Annotated in this window: 16 protein-coding genes and 3 pseudogenes; 10 read left to right on the forward strand and 9 right to left on the reverse strand. The window is 72.1% G+C overall.

Annotated features, from left to right (window positions below):
• The first annotated feature begins 114 nt into the window (after positions 1-114).
• Both polA and OHQ87_RS02605 read left to right on the forward strand, forming a co-directional pair.
• Positions 115-2,823 (forward strand): DNA polymerase I, encoded by a 2,709-nt coding sequence (polA, locus tag OHQ87_RS02600; protein ID WP_328344558.1) that lies wholly within the window; start codon positions 115-117, stop codon positions 2,821-2,823.
• 141 nt (positions 2,824-2,964) lie between these two features.
• Entirely contained in the window at positions 2,965-3,525 is a 561-nt protein-coding gene (locus OHQ87_RS02605; protein ID WP_328344560.1) for an isochorismatase family protein, read from the forward strand.
• Between the two features lie 60 nt (positions 3,526-3,585).
• Here OHQ87_RS02605 and OHQ87_RS02610 read toward each other — a convergent pair.
• The 4 genes and pseudogenes from OHQ87_RS02610 to OHQ87_RS02625 form a co-directional block, all read right to left on the reverse strand.
• Positions 3,586-3,930: pseudogene (locus tag OHQ87_RS02610) on the reverse strand (DUF3140 domain-containing protein); the annotation flags it as partial.
• 128 nt (positions 3,931-4,058) lie between these two features.
• Positions 4,059-4,382 (reverse strand): annotated as a pseudogene (locus OHQ87_RS02615) (Uma2 family endonuclease); the annotation flags it as partial.
• A gap of 12 nt (positions 4,383-4,394) precedes the next feature.
• Positions 4,395-4,547: a hypothetical protein gene (locus OHQ87_RS02620; protein ID WP_328344562.1), complete on the reverse strand. Its 153-nt coding sequence runs from the start codon at positions 4,545-4,547 to the stop codon at positions 4,395-4,397.
• A 167-nt stretch (positions 4,548-4,714) separates the two neighbouring features.
• The gene (locus OHQ87_RS02625) at positions 4,715-5,524 is read right to left on the reverse strand and encodes a class I SAM-dependent methyltransferase (RefSeq protein WP_328348725.1); all 810 of its coding nucleotides are present in this window, start codon (positions 5,522-5,524) and stop codon (positions 4,715-4,717) included.
• Between the two features lie 405 nt (positions 5,525-5,929).
• Here OHQ87_RS02625 and rpsA point away from each other — a divergent pair, with 405 nt between their 5' ends.
• Positions 5,930-7,429 (forward strand): 30S ribosomal protein S1, encoded by a 1,500-nt coding sequence (gene rpsA / locus OHQ87_RS02630; protein WP_328344564.1) that lies wholly within the window; start codon positions 5,930-5,932, stop codon positions 7,427-7,429.
• 286 nt (positions 7,430-7,715) lie between these two features.
• Complete coding sequence (gene coaE, locus OHQ87_RS02635) at positions 7,716-8,978, forward strand: dephospho-CoA kinase (protein ID WP_328344566.1); 1,263 nt, start codon at positions 7,716-7,718, stop codon at positions 8,976-8,978.
• A gap of 50 nt (positions 8,979-9,028) precedes the next feature.
• Here coaE and OHQ87_RS02640 read toward each other — a convergent pair whose 3' ends face one another.
• A complete protein-coding gene (locus OHQ87_RS02640) occupies positions 9,029-10,402 on the reverse strand; it encodes a hypothetical protein (RefSeq protein WP_328344568.1) in 1,374 nt (457 codons plus the stop codon).
• Positions 10,403-10,914: 512 nt separating this feature from the next.
• On the opposite strand from OHQ87_RS02640, the gene uvrB reads away from it, so the two are divergent.
• The 4 genes and pseudogenes from uvrB to OHQ87_RS02660 form a co-directional block, all read left to right on the forward strand.
• The gene (uvrB, locus tag OHQ87_RS02645; protein ID WP_328344569.1) at positions 10,915-13,023 is read left to right on the forward strand and encodes an excinuclease ABC subunit UvrB; all 2,109 of its coding nucleotides are present in this window, start codon (positions 10,915-10,917) and stop codon (positions 13,021-13,023) included.
• Positions 13,024-13,035: 12 nt separating this feature from the next.
• Complete coding sequence (locus OHQ87_RS02650) at positions 13,036-13,917, forward strand: helix-turn-helix domain-containing protein (protein ID WP_328344570.1); 882 nt, start codon at positions 13,036-13,038, stop codon at positions 13,915-13,917.
• 23 nt (positions 13,918-13,940) lie between these two features.
• Positions 13,941-14,309, forward strand: coding sequence for a VOC family protein (locus OHQ87_RS02655; protein WP_328344571.1), 369 nt, complete (start codon positions 13,941-13,943; stop codon positions 14,307-14,309).
• Positions 14,310-14,420: 111 nt separating this feature from the next.
• Positions 14,421-15,251: pseudogene (locus OHQ87_RS02660) on the forward strand (helix-turn-helix domain-containing protein); the annotation flags it as partial.
• A gap of 208 nt (positions 15,252-15,459) precedes the next feature.
• Here the strand turns inward: OHQ87_RS02660 and OHQ87_RS02665 are convergent.
• Both OHQ87_RS02665 and OHQ87_RS02670 read right to left on the reverse strand, forming a co-directional pair.
• On the reverse strand, positions 15,460-16,221 hold the full coding sequence (locus tag OHQ87_RS02665; protein WP_328344572.1) for an SDR family oxidoreductase: 762 nt from the start codon (positions 16,219-16,221) through the stop codon (positions 15,460-15,462).
• A 212-nt stretch (positions 16,222-16,433) separates the two neighbouring features.
• A complete protein-coding gene (locus tag OHQ87_RS02670; protein ID WP_328344573.1) occupies positions 16,434-16,727 on the reverse strand; it encodes an antibiotic biosynthesis monooxygenase family protein in 294 nt (97 codons plus the stop codon).
• A gap of 440 nt (positions 16,728-17,167) precedes the next feature.
• On the opposite strand from OHQ87_RS02670, the gene OHQ87_RS02675 reads away from it, so the two are divergent.
• Positions 17,168-18,166, forward strand: a complete 999-nt coding sequence (locus OHQ87_RS02675) for a TerC family protein (protein WP_328344575.1) — start codon at positions 17,168-17,170, stop codon at positions 18,164-18,166.
• Positions 18,167-18,215: 49 nt separating this feature from the next.
• Here the strand turns inward: OHQ87_RS02675 and OHQ87_RS02680 are convergent, their stop codons facing one another.
• Together OHQ87_RS02680 and OHQ87_RS02685 are read right to left on the reverse strand one after the other, a co-directional pair.
• Positions 18,216-19,124, reverse strand: a complete 909-nt coding sequence (locus tag OHQ87_RS02680) for a C40 family peptidase (RefSeq protein ID WP_328344577.1) — start codon at positions 19,122-19,124, stop codon at positions 18,216-18,218.
• 60 nt (positions 19,125-19,184) lie between these two features.
• Positions 19,185-20,282 carry a mandelate racemase/muconate lactonizing enzyme family protein gene (locus OHQ87_RS02685; protein WP_328344579.1) on the reverse strand — a complete coding sequence of 366 codons (1,098 nt, stop codon included), beginning with the start codon at positions 20,280-20,282 and terminating at the stop codon, positions 19,185-19,187.
• Here OHQ87_RS02685 and OHQ87_RS02690 point away from each other — a divergent pair.
• Complete coding sequence (locus OHQ87_RS02690; protein WP_328344581.1) at positions 20,281-21,123, forward strand: tyrosine-protein phosphatase; 843 nt, start codon at positions 20,281-20,283, stop codon at positions 21,121-21,123. The genes OHQ87_RS02685 and OHQ87_RS02690 overlap by 2 nt on opposite strands.
• Positions 21,124-21,201 lie beyond the last annotated feature (78 nt).

Raw genomic sequence — 21,201 nt, forward strand, 5'->3', positions numbered from 1 at the left:
TGTTCCGGTATGTCCGTGCCGCCGGCCCGGGTCCCACCCGCCTCCGGCGGCGACCGCAGGGCGCGCCCGTGCCGCCGCCCGGGGTTGTCGGGGGTACGGACTAGAGTCGCTGCCGTGACAGCTACGACGCCGCGCCTGCTTCTCGTCGACGGACACTCCCTGGCATACCGGGCGTTCTTCGCTCTGCCGGTGGAGAACTTCTCCACCACGACCGGGCAGCCGACCAACGCGGTCTACGGCTTCACCTCGATGCTGATCAACGTGCTCCGCGACGAGCAGCCGACCCACATCGTGGTCGCCTTCGACGTGTCCCGGCACTCCTTCCGCACCGATAAGTACGCGGAGTACAAGGCCGGCCGCAGCGAGACCCCGTCCGACTTCAAGGGTCAGGTCAGCCTGGTCAAGGAGGTCCTCGACGCGCTGCGCGTCCCGGTCGTCGAGCAACCGGGCTACGAGGCCGACGACGTCATCGCCACCCTCGCCTGCCAGGCTCGCGACCAGGGCATGCAGGTGCTGATCAGCACCGGCGACCGGGACGCCTTCCAGCTCGTCGGCGACACCGTCACAGTGCTCTACCCCCGCAAGGGCGTCTCCGACCTGGCCCGGATGGATCCGGCCGCGATCGAGGCGAAGTACGGCGTCGGCCCGGAGCGTTACCGCGACCTGGCCGCCCTGGTCGGCGAGACCAGTGACAACCTGCCCGGCGTCCCCGGCGTCGGCCCCAAGACGGCCGCCAAGTGGATCACCATGTACGGCGGGGTCGAGGGCGTGATCGCCCACGCCGACGAGATCAAGGGCAAGGCCGGCGACAGCCTGCGCGAGCGGCTCGCCGACGTGATCCGCAACTACGAGATCAACTGCCTGGTCTCCGACCTGGAGCTGCCGATCCGCCCCGAGGACGCCCGCTGGCAGGGCTGGGACCGGGAGGCCGTGCACCAGGTCTTCGACACCCTCCAGTTCCGCATCCTGCGCGACCGGTTGTATCAGTACCTTGAGGCGGTGGAGCCCGAGGCCGAGGCCGGCTTCGACCTGACCGCCGAGGTGCTCACCGCGCCCGGCGCGTTGACCGGCTGGCTCGCCACCCACGCCCCGGTCGGCACCCAGGTCGGCGTGGCGGTGAAGACGCCGGCCAAGCCGAAGGACCCCCGCGAGCGTTACGAGCCGCAGCTGGAGGCGCTGGCGTTCGCGCTGGCCACCGGTCCGGCGGCGTGGCTCGACCCGACGACGTTGGCAGAGGACGACGAACGCGCCCTGGCCGGCTGGCTGGCCGACCTGCGGCAGCCGAAGGTGCTGCACGACAGCAAGCACGCCCGGCTGGCGTTCGCCGCGCGTGGCTGGTCGCTGGCCGGGGTCGCCCGGGACACCGAGCTCGCCGCCTACCTGGCCCGCCCCGACCAGCGCTCCTACGACCTGACCGACCTCGCGCTGCGCTACCTGCACCGCGAGCTGCGGGTCGACGCACCCGAGACCGGGCAGCTCACCTTCGACGGCCTCGGTGACGACGGCGAGGCCGAGCAGAACCTGATGCTCCAGGCACGGGCCACCCTCGACCTGGCCGAGGCGATCGACGCCGAGCTGTCCCGCGACGGCGAGCAGTCCGCCCGGCTGATGGCCGAGGTCGAGCTGCCGCTGTCCGAGGTGCTGGCCGCGATGCAGCGCGTCGGCATCGGTGCCGACCTGGACTACCTCCAGGAGCTGGAGGCGCACTTCGCCGGCGAGGTGAAGTCCGCCGCGCAGAGCGCGTACGCCTCGGTGGGGCGGGAGTTCAACCTGGGCTCACCCAAGCAGCTCCAGGAGCTGCTCTTCGGGGAGCTGGGGCTGCCGAAGACCAAGAAGATCAAGACCGGCTACACCACCGACGCCGACGCGCTCCAGTGGCTGCACGCCCAGAACCCGCACCCGGTGCTGGAGCACCTGCTGCGGCACCGGGACGTGGCGAAGCTCAAGACCACAGTCGACGGCCTGCTCAAGTCGGTCGCCGACGACGGTCGCATCCACACCACGTTCAAGCAGACCGTGGCGGCCACCGGCCGGCTCTCCTCCACCGACCCCAATCTGCAGAACATCCCGATCCGCACCGAGGAGGGGCGGCGCATCCGTCGGGCCTTCGTGGTGGGGGAGGGCTACCAGACCCTGCTCACCGCCGACTACAGCCAGATCGAAATGCGGATCATGGCGCACCTGTCGTTGGACGAGGCGCTGATCGAGGCGTTCAACTCCGGCCACGACTTCCACGCCGCCACCGCGTCCTCGGTCTTCGAGGTCCCGGTCGGTGAGGTCACCCCCGACCAGCGCCGCAAGATCAAGGCGATGAACTACGGCCTGGCGTACGGGCTGAGCGCCTTCGGCCTGTCCCAGCAGCTCGGCATCACCGCCGAGGAGGCCCGGGGGCTGATGGAGAACTACTTCACCGGTTTCGGCGGGGTGCGCGACTACCTGCACGAGGTGGTGGCCCGGGCCCGCCAGGACGGCTACACCTCCACCGTCCTGGGTCGCCGCCGCTACCTGCCCGACCTGGTGAGCGACAACCGGCAGCGCCGGGACATGGCCGAGCGGATGGCGCTCAACGCCCCCATCCAGGGCTCGGCGGCCGACATCATCAAGGTCGCCATGCTGCGCGTGGACACCGCGCTGCGCGACGCCGGGCTCCGGTCCCGCATGCTGCTCCAGGTGCACGACGAGTTGGTCTTCGAGGTCGCCCCCGGTGAGCGGGAGGCGTTGGAGGCGCTGGTCCGGCAGGAGATGGGTGCGGCGTACCCGCTGTCCGTGCCGCTGGAGGTCTCCGTCGGCGAGGGCCGGGACTGGAACAGCGCCGACCACTAGCCGCTACCCGGCCGGGACGATGGAGCTTGCCCGGGTCCGGCGTGCGCGTCGACTGTCGGAGGGTGCGGCTAGCCTGCCGGGCAGCGCGGCCGACCGCACCGGGGGCTGCCGACCGGTTCGATCGCCACCAGGGGGAGACACATGAGCACACTCACCGACCGACCGCACACCGCGCTGCTCGTCGTCGACGTGCAGAACGGCGTGGTCGCGGGGGCCTACCGGCGCGACGAGGTAGTCGCCAACATCGGCGGGCTGGTGGAGCGGGCCCGGCACGAGCGGGTGCCGGTCGTCTGGGTGCAGCACTCCGACGCCCAACTCGTCAGGGGTGGTGACGACTGGCGGATCGTCCCCGAGCTGGTTCCGGGTGACACCGAGCCACTTGTCGAGAAGCGGTACGGCGACTCCTTCGAGGACACTCCCCTGGAGTCGGTGCTGGCCGGGCTGGGGGTCGGGAGACTCGTCGTGGCCGGTGCGCAGACCGACGCGTGCGTCCGGTCGACGCTGCACGGCGCGTTCGTCCGCGGCTACGACACCACGCTGGTCAGCGACGCCCACACCACGGAGGACCTGACGGCCTGGGGCGCCCCGCCGCCGGCGCAGGTCGTCGCCCACACCAACCTCTACTGGTCCCACCAGTCGGCCCCGGGCCGTACGGCCGGCACGGTCGAGTCGAAGGACGTCGACTTCGCCGCTCCGGCCTGACATCGCCGACGGCGTGCCGACCGTCGCCGGTGCGGCGTGGGTGCGGGGTGCGTCCGGTCAGCGCAGCGGGTCGTGTCCCCAGTTCATCAGCGACCACCGCCACTTCGTGTCCCGGACGTCCCCGGCGGGCCGCTGGGCCAGGTGCCGGTGCACGTAGCCGATCACCGTGCGCATGTGGTGGTAGTCGGCGGCGGAGAGCTCGGCCCGCTTGCGGCGGAGCAGGTCGACGATCCGCCGGCCGGACGAGTGCCCGACCGACTCGCCGCCCCCGGCCCGGCCGCCCTTGTGCCAGCCGACCTGCTTGGACTCCTGCGTCTGCAGCCAGGAGGAGAGCTCGCCGGGCCGCATGTTCACCGCCTCGGTGAACTCCCGGTAGGTCTCCTGCGGATCGTCCGCCCGGCTCATGGCGCGACGCCTCCGGCCGGCGGACGACCTCCCGGAGCGTCGTGGTGGATGCGGGACCTCTGCTCGACCATGCCGCCGGGTACCCGGCGGCGGTCCACCGAAACGACCAGGTCGGCCGGGCGGCGTCGCTAGGGGGTGATCTCGGCGATCGGCAGCTTGATGTCGAACGGCTCGGTCAGCTCGATCAGGTCGGCGCTGTCGGCGACCAGCTCGTACTGCCGCACTCCGCCCGGGCCGACGCGCTCACCGATCCGGTACGCGTAGAGGTGCACCGGATCCTGCTCGATGCGCCAGTAGAACGGGATTCCCGCGGCGGCGTACTCGCCGGGTTTGGCGAACCGGTCGACCCGCCGGGTGCCGGGCGTGACGATCTCCACCGCGAGTACGACGTCCGACGACCGCAACCGGAACCGGTCGGCCGGCACCTCGGCGCGATACAGCAGCACGTCCGGCTGGCGGCTGGACTACTCCGTCGACGAGTTCGACGTCGACGAGTTCGACGCGGGGGCGTCGTCCGGCAGGGTGAGCAGATCCTCCAGTGTGTAGTCGGCACTCTGCTGCCGCATCGGATCCGGACACCAGGGGCCAGGTGATGTCGGGATGGGCTCGGCGCTCATGGGTGCACCGTACCGCCGGGGAAAGCGGCCCGGGTCGCACCGGCGGTGCGACTGCGGCCCGGTCCGGCGACGGCGTCCACTCGCTCCCGGCAGCCGGATCGACGTGCCGGAACGACCCGGTACGGGCGGCGACCGGGCCCGTCGGGACCGGTCAGGGCGGAGGCCGGTCAGCCGGGGGACGGCTTCTCGGCGACGAAGATGGCGGTGCCGGGGAAGAGCCGCCCGCGCAACGGGCTCCACTGCCCCCAGGTCTGCCGGTGCTCCGCCGGCCACTCCGGTTCCACCAGGTCGAGCAGGCGGAAACCGGCGTCGACCAGCTCCCGGATCCGGTCACCGAGGGTCCGGTGCTGCTCCACGTAGCTGGCCACCCCGCGCTCGTCCTGCTCCACGTAGGGCGAGCGGTCGAAGTACGAGTGCACGGCGGTCAGCCCGCCCTCGCCCGGGTCGTCGAGGAATATCCAGCGCATCGGGTGGGTCACCGAGAAGACCCAGCGTCCGCCGGGGCGCAGCACCCGGTGCACCTCGGCCATCACCGTGGCCGAGTCGTCGACGAACGGGATCGCTCCGAAGGCCGTACAGGCGATGTCGAAGGACGCCTCGACGAAGGGCAGGGCCAGGGCGTCGGCCTGCACCAGCGGAACGCGTACCCCGCTGGTGCGGGCGGCGCGGGAGGCGTGCCGCAACATGCCGGCGGAGAGGTCGAAGGCGACCGGGCGCGCGCCCTGGGTGGCCAGCCAGCGGGCGCAGGACGCGGCCCCGCAACCGACCTCCAGGACCCGCCGCCCGGTCACGTCGCCGAGCAGCCGCGCGTCGGCCTCACGGAGCCCCTCCGGGCACCAACGGAAGTCCACCTCGCCGAGGAACGTGCCGTGTTCGGCCTGGTAGTCGTCGGCATCGTCGTCCCACCAGCCGCGGTTGGCCCGGCGCGTCTCCGTGTCGCCCACCCGGCGTCGGAGCACCCGGTCGTCATCGTCCAGCCGCACGTCGTCGTTCACCCGCTCACGCTAGGCCCTGCCCGGGCGTCACCCGCCGGACCCCGGTGTGCGCGGCGTGCCGGACGGCCGTACGCTGTCGGTCCCGTGGGGTGGATGTGACGGATGAGACAGCGGAGGTGTTTTCCCACCGAAATCTCCGCTTTCGCAGCTGACGAGGTCACGAGGACCGGGGAGGGCTTGCACGCTGTGGTAATGCAGCGGGTAGGCTGGACGATGCGCTCGTGGATCGTGTACCTCGGCAGGGAGCAGGTGCGCGGTCATCGGAGCACCAATGGTCTTCTTCTTGGCGATCGTTCGGTGCGCCCGGTGGCGGATCCGCTGGCGCGAACGGGTCACTGCGACACCACGCCTGCTGTGACAACCCATCCGACCGGAGCAACCGCCCACATGACGAGCAGCATCGAGGCCCCCTCGAGCGCCACCCGGGTCACCCACGACGATCTCGGTTCCGAGGAGGCTTTCCTCGCCGCGATCGACGAGACCATCAAGTACTTCAATGACGGCGACATTGTCGAAGGCACCGTCGTCAAGGTCGATCGGGACGAGGTCCTGCTCGACATCGGCTACAAGACCGAGGGTGTGATCCCCTCTCGGGAGTTGTCGATCAAGCACGATGTGGACCCCGCCGAGGTCGTCTCGGTCGGTGACCACATCGAGGCCCTGGTCCTCCAGAAGGAGGACAAGGAGGGGCGTCTGATCCTCTCCAAGAAGCGGGCGCAGTACGAGCGGGCCTGGGGCACGATCGAGAAGATCAAGGACGAGGACGGCGTCGTCCGCGGTTCGGTCATCGAGGTGGTCAAGGGTGGCCTCATCCTCGACATCGGGCTGCGCGGCTTCCTGCCCGCCTCCCTGGTCGAGATGCGGCGGGTGCGTGACCTGCAGCCGTACGTCGGCCGCGAGCTCGAAGCCAAGATCATCGAGCTGGACAAGAACCGCAACAACGTGGTCCTGTCCCGCCGGGCCTGGCTGGAGCAGACGCAGTCCGAGGTGCGCACCGAGTTCCTCAACAAGCTCCAGAAGGGCCAGGTCCGCAAGGGCGTCGTCTCGTCGATCGTCAACTTCGGCGCGTTCGTCGACCTGGGCGGCGTGGACGGCCTGGTGCACGTCTCCGAGCTGTCCTGGAAGCACATCGACCACCCGTCCGAGGTCGTCGAGGTGGGCCAGGAGGTCGAGGTCGAGGTCCTGGACGTCGACCTGGACCGCGAGCGGGTCTCGCTGTCGCTGAAGGCGACCCAGGAGGACCCGTGGCGGCAGTTCGCCCGTACCCACGCGATCCAGCAGATCGTGCCGGGTAAGGTCACCAAGCTCGTCCCGTTCGGCGCGTTCGTCCGGGTGGACGACGGCATCGAGGGCCTGGTCCACATCTCCGAGCTGGCCGAGCGCCACGTGGAGATCCCGGAGCAGGTCGTCCAGGTGGGCTCCGAGGTGATGGTCAAGGTCATCGACATCGACCTGGAGCGTCGCCGGATCTCGCTGTCGCTCAAGCAGGCCAACGAGGGCTTCGTCGAGGGCGAGGAGCACTTCGACCCGACCCTCTACGGCATGGCCGCGACGTACGACACCGAGGGCAACTACATCTACCCGGAGGGCTTCGACCCGGAGACGGGCGAGTGGCTCGAGGGGTACGACAAGCAGCGCGAGACCTGGGAGAACCAGTACGCCGAGGCGCGTCAGCGGTGGGAGGCCCACACCAAGCAGGTGCAGACCTCCCGCGCCGCCGACGCCGAGGCCGCTGCCAACCCGGCTCCGCCCGTGGCCACCGGTGGTGGCACCACCACCTCGACCAGCTCGTCGACCCCGAGCCGGCAGGCCGAGGAGCCGGCCGGCACCCTGGCCACCGACGAGGCGCTCGCCGCGCTGCGGGAGAAGCTCGCCGGCGGCAAGTGACCCCGGCGGCCACTCCCATCCGGTACGGCGGCTGACGCCGCACCGGGCGGGGAACCGTCGCTGACGACGAAGAGCCCCGCCCCCGATCCGGTTACCCCGGGTCGCGGGGCGGGGCTCTCGCCATTCCCTCCCGCTGCCGTTTGCGCACGGCACCATTCCCGCCCTGTGCTGTTCTTGCGCGTGGCGGTCCCGGGCATGGCGGTCCCGGGCGTGGGGATTCCGCGCGTGGGGTCGTCTGTGGTGGGTCGGTGTGGTGGGGCGGGGGCCGATCCGGTTGACTGGGCCCGTGTTGAGGGTGGGGTTGACCGGTGGCATCGGGTCCGGCAAGAGCGCGGTGGCGGCCCGGCTGGCCGAGCGGGGCGCGGTGATCGTCGACTCCGACCGGATCGCCCGGGAGGTGGTCGCGCCGGGCAGCGAAGGGCTGGCCGAGATCGTCGCCGCCTTCACCGACCGGGTGTTGACCGTCGACGGGGCGCTGGACCGGGCGGCGCTGGGCGCGATGGTCTTCGCCGACGGGGCCGCCCGTCGCCGGCTGGAGGAGATCACCCATCCCCGGGTACGCGCCCGGTCCGCCGAGCTGTCCGCCGCGGCGCCTTCCGACGCGGTGGTGGTCAACGACGTACCGCTGCTGGTGGAGGTGGGACTCGCGCCGACGTACCACCTGGTGGTGGTGGTGCGGACGGCCGTGGCCACCCGGCTGGAGCGGTTGGCGCGGGACCGGGGGATGACCCGGGCGGAGGCCGAGCGGCGGATCGCCGCCCAGGCCGACGACGCCCGCCGCCGCGCCGCCGCCGACGTGCTGCTCGACAACGACGGCGGCCTCGACGAACTGCACGCCGCCGTGGACGCCCTCTGGCGGGACCGGCTGCTGCCCTACGAGCGCAACGTGCGCGACCAACGTGCGGTCCGGGAGGGACCGGTGGTGCTGACCGAGCCGGACCCGACCTGGCCGCAGCAGTACGCCCGGCTGGCCGCCCGCATCCGGCACGCGCTCGCCCCGGCCGACCTGCGGATCGACCATGTCGGCTCCACTGCCGTCCCGGGGTTGGCCGGCCGGGACGTCATCGACGTGCAGGTCACCGTGCCGTCACTGGCCGAGGCGGACGGTCCGTTGGCGCAGCGGCTCGCCGACGCCGGCTTCCCGAGGGTGCCCGGGGACCGGTGGGACAGCCCCCGGTCGGCGGGTGGCGAGGGTTGGACAGGCACTGAGGTCGGAGCACCAGGGGAGGATTGGGCAGCCGGCGAGGGCCGGGCGGGTCGGGTGGGCCACGAGGGTTGGGAGAAGCGGTTGCACGGCGGTGCCGACCCGGGTCGGCCGGTCGAGGTGCACCTGCGGGTGGCGGGTTCCCCCGGTTGGCGGCACGCGCTGCTGATGCGTGACCACCTGCGTGCCGATCCCGATCATCGGGCTGCCTACCTGCTGGTGAAACGGGAGTTGGCAGCGTCGGCACCGGACGGCGCGGGCTCCGCCACCGCCGCCGACCCGTGGTTCGACGAGGAGTACCTGCGGGCCGAGGCCTGGGCTGCGCAGACCGGCTGGCGCCCCTGACCGGGCACCGGGGTCCGGATCCCGGTCGGAACGCGAGCCGGACGGGAGTGCTAGCCACGACGGGGTGGGACGATTTCCGCCGGCAGCGGGCCGGGGGTCAGGTCGAGCTGCGCCCACGGACCACCTGCGGTACGCAGTTCCAGCCGGTGCGGGAATCCGGAACGGTCCAGCCAGTACCTCATGCGCTGGCTCTGGAGGCGTACCTCGAACACGTCCACGGGTCGGCCGGCCCGCCGGTCGCCTCGCACCCGTACCGTCGCGTTGGTCGGTGGGGTCGCCCCGCCGGCCCGCAGCGCCGCGTCGACAAGCACGTCCAGTTCGTCGGCCGGTTGCCCGGCGGACCGCCAACCGACGTCGGTCGGTGGCGGCAGCGGCGGCCCGGTGGCCGAGGTGTCCGGTCCCACCGGTACGTCCGCCCGGGCGAAGCCGGCCCGGTCCCGACGAAGCAGCGTGCGGCGGCCGAGGGTGTCCAGCTCGGCCACCGACAGGTAGGCGACGCCGGCGGACCAGCTCAGCCAGCCGGTGCCCCGCAGGTTGGCGGCGCCGCCGAGCGGTGCCGTGACGGTCACCGCGGCTCCGGAGCCGGTACGCAGCCGGGTGGGCAGCCGGCCCAGCCGTGCGGCCTCCTCGTCGGTGAGGGCCCGGGGCAGCCCCGGCCGGCCCCCGAGCGCGTCGACCGGCCACAGCGTCGGCCGGTCGACCCGGTCCAGTTCCACGGTGATCGGGGTGCCGTCGGCGAGCCGGCCCGCCCAGCGACGCAGCCGGGCGTCCCGGTCGACCCACCAGCGGGGATCCCCCTCGCCGGCCACCGGATGGCCGGTCGGTGCGGTGGTCGGGCCGGCTGGTGCGGACGGTTCGGCCGGCCACAGGGCCGCCTGGAGGACGTCCACCCGGTCGCCACCGAGGGTGTCCTGCCCGATCCAGCGCCCGCCGCCGGCCCGCAGCGGTTCCGCCACCTCGGCCCGGCCGGCGGCGAGCCCGAACAGGACGGCCAGCGCCCCGGCCAGACCCCGCCCGGACGGCAGGCTCCGTAGCCGCCACCGGTCAGCGGGCGGCACCAGCGGCGGCCGGGCCGGGGTCACGATCGCCGTGGGGTCGGGACGGTGCACCACCGTCGACCGGGTGGCCTGCACCAGCCCCCGGTCGGGGCCGGCCCCCGGACCGCCGACGTCGAGGTAGGCCAGCGGACGGGACCAGTCGACCCAGCCGATCAGGTCGGTGCGGCCGGCCCCGGTCCCGACGGCCACCCGCACCCCGGCCCGGACGTCCCGGTAGGTGCTGACCCGTACGGCGGCGAGCCGTTCGGCCTCCTCGCCGGTCAGCGCGCGGGCCGGCACCGCCGGGGCGGGCGCCCAGCTGAGCAGGCCGGCGGTCAGGGCTGCGGCGGAGACGGCGGCGACCACACCCAGCGCGACCAGGGTCACCCGCCGACGGCCAGGTGCGTTGTCGTCGGTTTCCGCCGTGGCGGGTACGGCGACGGTGGCCGGTCGACCGGACGGCCGATGGTGCCGGCCGGGTCGCCGCCGACCCGGACCGGTCGGCGGCGGGCTGGCCCCGGGGGTGCGTCGTGGCAGGTCGGACGAGGTCTCCACGTGTGGTTGAACGGGCCGGCCCGGGGTCGGGTGACGCCGGGGGCCGCCGGGGTGATGCCGGGCGGGTGGGTCGGGAAGGCAGGGGCGCTCGCGGCGGCCGGTCTGCGCCAGGGGCGCGACCACGCGGGATGCGCACGCCGGTGATGTCCGGGTGCTGCGACCCCAGGTGCCGGGCGGTGGGAGCCTGTCGAGGGCCCGGCCACCGCCGCGGTCGGCCGCCGCGAGCGGCCTACGGTGTCAGGCTAGCCCTCTGAGATGTGGGCCACAATGGCAATATCGAAGGTTATCACCGGCTGGGCGATGATCGCGGTGGAGTGTCGGACCTGCGGCGTACCGTGGGGACCATGGCGCTCGACATTCCCCGGCTCGACGGTCGCTTCCAGGTCGTCAGCGACTTCCAGCCGGCCGGTGACCAGCCGGCAGCCATCGACGACCTTGAGCGCCGGGTCCGGCGTGGCGACCGGAACACCGTGCTGCTCGGCGCCACCGGCACCGGTAAGAGCGCCACCACGGCGTGGCTGGTCGAGCGGCTGCAACGGCCGACCCTGGTGCTCGCCCCCAACAAGACGCTCTGCGCCCAGCTGGCCAAGGAGTTCAGCGAGCTGCTCCCGCACAACTCGGTGGAGTACTTCGTCTCCTACTACGACTACTACCAGCCCGAGGCGTACATCCCGCAGACCGACACCTACATCGAGAAGGACTCCTCGATCAACGAGGAGGTCGAGCGGCTGCGGCACAAGGCGACGATGTCGCTGCTCACCCGGCGGGACACGATCGTGGTGGCCACCGTCTCGGCCATCTACGGCCTGGGCACCCCGGAGGAATACCTCGACCGGGCCGTCCGGGTCACCATCGGGCAGGAACTCGACCGCGACCAGCTGCTACGTCGGCTGGTCGACATCCAGTACACCCGCAACGACATGGCCTTCCAGCGGGGCACCTTCCGGGTCCGGGGCGACACCCTGGAGATCATCCCGGCGTACGAGGAGCTGGCGGTCCGGATCGAGCTCTTCGGGGACGAGGTGGAGAAGCTCTACTACCTCAACCCGCTCACCGGTGACGTGGTCAAGGAGGTCGACCACCTGCTGATCTTCCCGGCCACCCACTACGCGGCCGGTCCGGAGCGGATGGAGCGGGCCACCCGGGACATCGAGGCCGAGCTGGGGGAGCGGCTGGCCGAGCTGGAGCGGCAGGGCAAGCTGCTGGAGGCGCAACGGCTGCGGATGCGGACCACCTACGACCTGGAGATGATGCGTCAGGTCGGGTTCTGCTCCGGCATCGAGAACTACTCCATGCACATCGACGGCCGGCTGCCCGGCAGTCCGCCGCACTGCCTGCTCGACTACTTCCCGGACGACTTCCTCACCGTGGTCGACGAGTCCCACGTCACCATTCCGCAGATCGGCGGCATGTTCGAGGGCGACGCGTCGCGCAAGCGGATGCTGATTGACCACGGTTTCCGGCTGCCCAGCGCCGCCGACAACCGCCCGTTGCGCTTCGACGAGTTCCTGGAACGGGTCGGCCAGGTGGTCTACCTGTCGGCCACCCCCGGTCCGTGGGAGATGGAACAGGCCCAGGGCGAGTTCGTCGAGCAGGTCATCCGCCCCACCGGTCTGATCGATCCGGAGGTCGTGATCAAGCCGACCAAGGGCCAGATCGACGATCTGATGCACGAGATCAAGTTGCGTACCGAGCGGGACGAGCGGGTGCTGGTCACCACGCTGACCAAGAAGATGGCCGAGGACCTGTCCGACTACCTGCTGGAGAACGGCATCCGGGTGCGTTACCTGCACTCCGAGGTCGACACCCTGCGCCGGGTGGAGCTGCTGCGCGAGCTGCGCAAGGGCGACTACGACGTGCTGGTCGGCATCAACCTCCTCCGGGAGGGTCTCGACCTGCCCGAGGTCTCCCTGGTGGCGATCCTGGACGCCGACAAGGAGGGTTTCCTGCGCAGTGGCCGGTCGTTGATCCAGACCATCGGCCGGGCCGCCCGTAACGTCTCCGGCCAGGTGCACATGTACGCCGACAAGATCACCCCGTCGATGGCGGCGGCGATCGACGAGACCAACCGCCGTCGGGCCAAGCAGACCGCGCACAACGAGGCGCACGGGATCAGCCCCGAGCCGCTGCGCAAGAAGATCCACGACATCCTCGACGACATCTACCGCGAGGCGGAGGACACCGAGGCTTCCCGGGTCGGCGGGGCCGCCCGTCAGCTCTCCCGGGGCAAGGCCCCGGTCAAGGAGACCCGCAGCCGCAGTCGGACCACCGCCGGGGCGCCCTCCCGGGAGGGGATGGCCCGAGCCGACCTGGCGCAGCTCATCCAGGAGCTCAACGACCAGATGCTCGCCGCCGCCCGGGAGTTGCAGTTCGAGCTGGCCGCCCGGATCCGCGACGAGGTCGCCGACCTCAAGAAGGAACTGCGCGGGATGGACGCCGCCGGGGTGAAGTGACGGGGCGCGACGATGCTGGACGAGGTGTGCGTCGGGGTGCCGGCCGGCCGGTTGCGTCCATTCGTGGGCGGCTACCTGGGCTACCGGGAAGGCGCGGCGCGGCACCCGGCACGCCTGGAGGGCACACCGCCGCCACTGGTCCGGCACGAGGCGGCCGGTGCCTTCGTGGTGCTCGTCCTCGGTTGGGGTGCCCCGCTCGACGTGGTGGACCCGCGATCGACGGCGCGTAGCGCGTACCGGGTGGACTCGTTCGTGGCGGGGCCGTACGACGGCTACTGCACGACCTCGACGATGGGTGCCGGGGCCGGGGTGCAGTTGCTGCTCACCCCGCCGGCGGCCCGCCGGATTCTCGGGGTGCCGCTGGGTGAGCTGGCCAACCGGGCGGTGCCGGTGGACCGGCTCCCCGACCCCTGGCTCGACCGGCTGCGGATCCGGCTGGCCGAGGCACCGGACTGGCCCCGCCGGTTCGCCCTGCTCGACACGGCGCTCGGCGCCCGGCTGGCGGTCACCGACCCGATCGACCCGCGCCTCGATCGAGCCTGGGGCCTGCTCACCGGTTCGGCCGGTCGGATCGGCATCGGTGGGTTGGCCGACGAGGTGGGGTGGAGTCGTCGGCACCTCTCCGCGCGGTTCGGTCGGGAGCTCGGGTTTCCCCCGAAGGCCACCGCCCGTCTGTTGCGCTTCCAGCGGGCGTACGCGGCACTGGGTCGGGAGCTCGTGCTGCGTCCCACGTCGGTCGAGGCGGACCCTCCCGGGCCGGGTGGCTGGGCCGAGTTGGCCGTGCGGTGCGGGTACTACGACCAGTCCCACCTGATCCGGGAGTTCCGGGAGTTCGCCGGGGTGACACCGGCGGCGCTGGGACAGCCCGGTTCCCATTCGTCCAATCCGGGCTGAGCGTGGGGCGGCACACTCGACACATGACCAACATCTTCCCGACCTTCCGATACCCGGATGCCCGGGCGGCGATCGACTGGCTCTGCACCGCGTTCGGTTTCCGGGTCCACGCGGTGCACGGTGGCCCGGACGGGGCGGTGGCGCACGCCGAACTGGCGCTCGGTGACGGCATCGTCATGCTCGGCACCGGCCCCGGTCGACCGGACCGGCCGGCCGACGACGACTACGCTGTCTACGTGGCGGTCGACGACCTGGACGCCCACCACGACCGGGCGCGGGCGGCCGGGGCGGAGATCGTCCGGCCGCCGTTCGACACCGACTACGGATCCCGCGACTACGCGGTCCGGGACCCGGCCGGAAACGTCTGGTCGTTCGGTACCTACCGGCCCTGACCTCAGCTCTTCACCGGCATCCGAATCCGGCTCAGATAGTCATTGCGGTGAGCAAGCAAGGTGTTGCCCTGGGTGATGATCCTGCGTACCCTCCCTCGTGGGGAGGCTGGGATGCCATTGTCATCGAGTCCTGTCATTCGACGTGCACGGCTCGGCGCCGAGCTGCGGCAGTTGCGCAGACGGGAGGCGCTGACGCTGGAACAGGTCTGTTCCCGGTTGGGTTGGGCCTCCACCTCGAAACTGTCCCGCATCGAGCTGGGGCAGAGCCGGCCCGACCTGGCCGACGTCCTCGACCTGCTGGACGTCTACGAGGTCCCGTCGCCGCAGCGCGAGGCGCTGATCGTCATCGCCCGGGATGCGGCGACCGGCCGCGGCTGGTGGAAGGCGCTCGGCGAGATGAGCGAGCGGCAACGCACCTATGCCGAGTTGGAGGCGGGGGCGGCGTCCATCGTGGAGTACCAGCCGGCGGTGCTACCCGGCCTGCTCCAGGCGCCCGGGTACGCCCGGCTGCGGATCACGGCCGGCCGGCTGTTGCATCCGGACATCGACGTCGAGGCCGATCTGCGGGCCCGGCTCACCCGGCAGGGGGTGTTGCGCCGTCCCGATCCGCCGCGGTACACCGCACTGCTCGACGAGCGGGCCTGCGATCCGGCCGACCTGCCCACCGACGTCTGGCGCGAGCAGTTGGACCAGTTGCTGGCGTTGGCCGAGCTGTCGCACGTGACGATCCGGGTGGTGCCCCGTACGGCGGCTCCGCGCGGTGGGGCGTACCCGTTGACCGCCTTCTCGTGCTATTCGTTCCCTGACCCGGCCGATCCGCGCACTGTGATGCTGGAGGCGTTGACCACCGATGTCCGGCTGGCCTCCGACGCCGACGTCAGCCGCTACGACCGGATGACCGGCTGGCTCTCCGCCGCCGCGCTGAGCCCGGCGGAGACGGCGGAGCTGTTCCGCCACAAGGCCGCAGATCTGGCCGCCGGCGCAGCCGTCGAGCTCGCCACCGACACCACCGCAGATCTCGCCGCCGACCCGCTCGTCGATCCGTCGGCCGGCGAGGAGGCCGGCGAGAGCGGGCCGGCGGCCGTCGAAGAAGCCGGTGACGTCGTGTCCGGGGCCCAGGGGATCAGCAGGCGGACGGTTGCTCCGGGGCTCAGCCGTAGCGGTTGAACCCACCCTCGGAGTCGATGACCTGACCGGTGATCCAGTCCGCCTCCCGGGAGCAGAGGAAGCGGACCAGTCGTGCCGCGTCCTGTGGGGTTCCCCAGCGCCCGGCCGGAAAGCGCGCCGCCACGGCATCGTGCGTGTCCGGTGGGGCGTACCCGGTGTCGGTCGGTCCGGGGTTGAGGCAGTTGACGGTGATCCCCCGGGCCATCAGCGCCGGCGCGAGCTGGGTGGTGAGGTTCTCCACGCCGGCCTTGCTGGCCGCGTAGGCCAACTCGGCCGGCATCGGACCGAGCCGTTGGCCGCTGGAGAAGAACACCAACCGGCCGCCCGCTCCGGCGGTGAAGGCGGTGGCGTACGCGTCGGCCAGCAGCAGTGTGGCCCGTACGTTCACCAGCAGGTGCCTGTCGATCTGGGCCACCTCCAGCTCACCCAGGCTGGTCGGGTGGGAGTAGGCGTGCGCCGCCACCACCGCGTCGAGCCGACCGTGCCGGCGCACCGCCTCGGCCACCAGGGCGGCCGGGGTGGCGGGATCGAGCAGATCGGCGACGACGTGGTCGGCGGCGTCGCCCAGCTCGGCGAGCAGCGCCGGTATGCCGTCCGGATCTCCGCCGTAGGGCTGGGCGTCGTCGTAGCCGGGCAGCCCGGTGAGGAGCAGCCGGTGCCCGTCGGCGGCGAGAGCGCGGGCGACCGCCGCGCCGATGCCGATCCGCCGGCTCACCCCGGTCACCAGGAACACCTGTTGAGTCATGCGGGCCAGTCAACTGGCCCGGCGGCCCGCCTGCCACGGGTTATCCGTCGCGTCGCCGACCCGCGTCGCTGACGTGTGTGGATCGTCGCCGCGTGGCCACCGGACCCGGCACCCCCGAACGCGTCGGGGCCGGTGTGCCGCGCGTGCGCCGCACGATAGACCGGGGGTACGACAGTTTCGGGGTGCCGGAATCGAGCAGGGTGAATTGCTTCTCAGGCGGGGACGTCGACGAAGTGCTCGACCCGGGGTGGCCCGGCGAAGTGCGGGCCGATCAGCGCCCGCCACCTGCCGAACGCCTCGGTCGCCCGGAAGTTCTGGTCGTGCGCCTGCACCGAGTCCCACTCGACAAGCAGGACGAACCGGGAGGGGCTTTCGATGCCCCGGGTCATCCGGACCGAGCGGCAGCCCTGTGCGGCGACGATGATGGCGTGCGCCTGCGCGTAGGCGGCGGCGAATTCGTCCTCGTGTCCGGGCAGTACGTCGATGAGCGCGACCTCAAGCACCATGTCGACAGCCTGCCACGCCACCGCACCCCGCCGCCCTGCCGGGGGCGATCTCCCTGCGCGAGTGCCGGGAGAAGTCGCGGCACCTGCGCTCGAACGACTATCCCTAGCCTCCTAGGATGCCTTAGGGAATGGGAGGTGGGTAGCAGGCGACCGGGTGTCGGAACGTGATGCTGTCGGCAATGCGGGCCGCAGGAGGTGCGCCCGTGGCCCTCGATGGTGAACAATGGCGGCCGAGGAGGGGAGTATTCCCTCGCGACGGAGTCGTCAGCACGGTCGAGCGTCACCCCGACGATCGACCCGGCTCCGCCGGTCAGCGTCCTGCTCGCGGGGGTCGCTGGCGGAAGAGACCTCCGACAGTCACCAATGTGTGCGTCGTCGCCCACCCCGCCGTCACGCGGCGTACGGTGTGCCCGACGCCGCGTGTCTGCCGGAGGAATGGATTGAACGTGTCCGGAATGGTGTGGGCGGGAACCCTCGTCGCACTGACGGCGGTACTCCTCGTCGACCTCTTCATCATCGGCCGCCGGCCACACGAGCCCAGCGTTCGCGAGTCGAGCCTCTGGGTCGGCTTCTACGTCGGCCTGGCGCTGCTGTTCGGGGCGGGGCTGTGGGTCACCGCGGGCGGCAACGTGGCCGGCCAGTTCTACACCGGTTGGCTCACCGAGTACAGCCTCTCGGTGGACAACCTCTTCGTCTTCGTGATCATCATGGCCCGGTTCGGGGTGCCCCGGAAATACCAGCAGAAGGTGCTGCTCATCGGCATCGTGCTGGCGCTGGTCATGCGGGGTGGCTTCATCGCCGCCGGGGCGGCGCTGCTCGCCCAGTTCTCCTGGGTCTTCTACATCTTCGGTGCGTTCCTGATCTACACGGCGATCAACCTGGCCCGCCAGGGTGAGCCCGAAGAGGACGAGTTCAAGGAGAACGTGCTGATCCGGTGGAGCCGCAAGGCGCTGCCGATCTCGCGGGACTACGACGGCGCGAAGCTCACCACCCACCAGGCCGGCCGGCGGCTGTTCACCCCGATGCTGGTGGTGATGATCGCGATCGGCACCACCGACCTGATCTTCGCGCTGGACTCGATCCCGGCGATCTTCGGGATCACCCAGGAGCCGTACCTGGTCTTCACCGCGAACGTCTTCGCGCTGATGGGGCTCCGGCAGCTCTACTTCCTGGTCGGTGGGCTCCTCGACCGGTTGGTCTACCTGAGCTACGGCCTGGCCGTGGTGCTCGGCTTCATCGGCGTCAAGCTGGTGCTGGAGGCGCTCGCCGACAACAACCTGCCGTTCCTCAACGGTGGCGAGCCGATCGGCTGGGCGCCGCACATTCCGATCTGGCTGTCGTTGACCGTCATCCTCGGTTGCCTCGCCGTGGCGACGGTGGCCAGCCTGGTCAAGTCGTCCCGGGACCGGCGGCGCGAGCCGGTCGAGGCCCACCACTGACCGTGGCCCGGCCGGGACGCCGCCCTACCCGGCGGTGTCCCGGCCGGGGTCAGACCCGGTGCGCGCCGACCAGGGTGGCGACCCGGTCGGGCGGCAGCGGCTCCGCCAGCACCCGTTGCTGCCGGTAACAGGCATGCAGCATCCGGGGGCCGGCACCTGCGGTCACCAGGCCGACGTGGTGGATTCCCCTCCCGGGTCGGGCGAAGAAGTAGAGGTCGCCGGGTCGCTCCTCGCCCGCCGGCACCGGTGTGGTGGCCGCCGCCTGGTCGTCGGCGTCCCGGGGCAGCGTCACGCCGAACCGCCGCCAGACCAGGTGGACCAGGCCGGAACAGTCGATCCCGTGCCCGGAGAGCCCACCCCAGACGTACGCGACGTCGCGCAGCCGGGCGGCGACGGCGAGCACGTCGACGGCCGACGGCGCGACGGCGGGCAGGTCGGTGACGTCCGCCTCGGAAACCCAGAGCGGAACGAGTCGCCCGGGTACCCGGACCGGCCGCCACCCGTCGACGGCCGGCCCGACGGGAAGGAGCCGGGTGCCGAGGACGACCCCGGGCAGGGCCACCGGACCGTCCGGAACGGCGTGCAGCGCGGTGCTGACGGCGTCGACGACCAGCGGCGCGGGTGGGTCGCCGGCCGGGGTGGAGGGGGCGAGCTGGGCGGCGGGCAGCCAACCGGGATAGCCGCGCGGGTCGCGGCGGGGGGCCGCCTGTTCCACCGCGACCACCTCGGCCCAGCCGCCGGGATGCAGCGCGGTCACCAGCACCCGTTCGCCGAGCAGCAACTGGCTGAGCACACAGTCGCCGACCCGCTGGGTGGGGTCCATCCCGGTGATCCAGCGGTAGGTGTCGGAGGGCACCGACAGGGCCGGCCGGTCGACCGTCCGGGTCGCGCCGGGCTCGGTCCAGAGCGTGGCGACGGCTACTCGTACCAGGGCCTCCCGGCCCGGCTCCAACTCCACGTCGACCTCCGGCTCACGTGTCGGTGCCTACCCGGACGATAGGAAAGAAATCTGCCGCCATCAACCGTGGTGTTGAACTTTTGTTTCGGTCACCGAGGTTATGCCGAGCCCCGGCGCGTCCGGCAGCACCACCGTGGCGCCCTCGTACCGCAGGCCGCCGCGCACCGGTGACCAGGCCAACCACCAGGCGGCGTCCAGGTCGGACACCGCGCTGGTCCGGTACGCGGCGGCCAGGCTGGCCGCCGCGCCGACGCCGACCTGACTCTCCATCATGGACCCGACCAGGGTGCCCATCCCGTGCGCGCGGGCCAGCTCCAGCAGGGTCCGCGCAGGTCGCAGGCCGCCGCACTTGGCGAGCTTGACGTTGACCAGGTCGGCGGCCCGTCGCCGGATCACCTCGACCAGGTCCCGCACCCCGAACACCGCCTCGTCGGCCAGGATCGGCACATTCACCCGGTCGCCGACCCAGGCCATGCCGTCCAGGTCCCACCGGGCCACCGGCTGCTCGACCAGCTCCACGTCGAGCCCGGCGTCCTCCGCACCCCTGATCACCCGGACCGCCTCCCGCGGTGTCCAACCCTGGTTGGCGTCCAACCGGATCCGCACCTGCGGGCCGACCGCCGCCCGGACCGCCCGGACCCGTTCCAGGTCGCCCGCCGCGTCCGTGCCGACCTTCAGCTTCAGCACGTCGAAGCCCTCGGCCCGCCGTTGCCGGGCCGCCACCGCCAGCTCCGCGTCGTCCCCGGCGGCCAGCGTGACGTCCGTCGGGACCCGCAGCTCCGCACCCCCGAGCAAGCGCACCAGCGGTACGCCGAGCCGCCGTGCCGCCAGGTCGTGCAGGGCCACGTCCAGCGCCGCGCGGGCCGCCTCGTTGCCGGCCACCGCCGCCTCCACCTCGGCGCAGCGCGCCAACACGTCGTCGGCGTCCCGCCCGACCACCGCCGGGGCGAGCACGTCGTGCACACACGCCTGGGCGCCGGCCACCGACGCCCCGGTCACCTGCCACACCTGCGGCGCCTCGCCGTAACCGGACCGCCCGTCGGCGTCGGTCACCTCGACCACCAGGGTCTCCACAGTGGTGGTCCGGCGCAGCGCGGTGACGAACGGGGTGTGTAAGGGGGCGGACAGCCGGTGGGTGCGTACCGCGGCGATCGTCATGTGCGGCACCCTATACGCACGACGTCACCGGAGAGGGAGGCCGACGAACGTGCGGGACTGGGAGCTGTTGGGCGCACCGAACGCCCGTGACCTGGGCGGACTACCCACCACGGACGGGCGGCGGGTGCGGGTCGGCCGGCTGATCCGCACGCCGGCGCTGGGTCGGCTCACCGAGGACGACCTGACCGTGCTGGGTCGGCTCGCCCCGGCCTGCGTGGTCGACCTGCGCGACGACTCCGAGACGGCGGTCGCTCCGCCCAACCGGCTGGTCGGTGACCCGTACCTGGTCCGGCTGCCGGTGCTCGATCCGGCGCACCCCGGGTTTACGTACCTCTCGGCGGTGTTGCACGGGCGCGACCTCGCCGGGTACGACGACCAGGCTCGACGGGGCGCGGCGGCGGCGATGGCGACGGTCTACCGCTGGTTCGTCACCGGTGCGGCGGCCCGGGAGGGCTTCGCCCGCGCGGTCCGGCTGGCGGCCGACCCGGCGAACCTGCCGCTGCTGTTCCACTGCTCGGCGGGCAAGGACCGCACCGGGTGGCTGGCGGTGGTGCTGCTCACCGCCCTGGGCGTCGACGAGGAGACGGTACGGGCGGACTACCTGCGGCACAACGAGCTGACGGTGGAGCTGCGCGAGGCCATGTCGGCGGCGATGCTGCGCCGACGGCCGGAGTTGGACCCGGAGACGGCGCGGGCGGTGCTGGAGGTCCGCCCCGAGTACCTGGACGCCGGATACGACGAGGCGCGCCGGGTGTACGGGTCGTTCGACGCCTACCTGGCCGACGGGTTGGGGATGACCGCCGCGCTCCGCACCGCCCTGCGCACACACCTGCTGGACTGACTGTGAGGCTGGCGGGGTCGGTCCGCAGGTGATGTGCCGAGGTCGGCAGCGGTGGGCGTGGCTCCTGGTCTGACCGGC

Origin of the sequence: Micromonospora sp. NBC_00421, assembly GCF_036017915.1 — a bacterium.
Taxonomy (GTDB): domain Bacteria; phylum Actinomycetota; class Actinomycetes; order Mycobacteriales; family Micromonosporaceae; genus Micromonospora.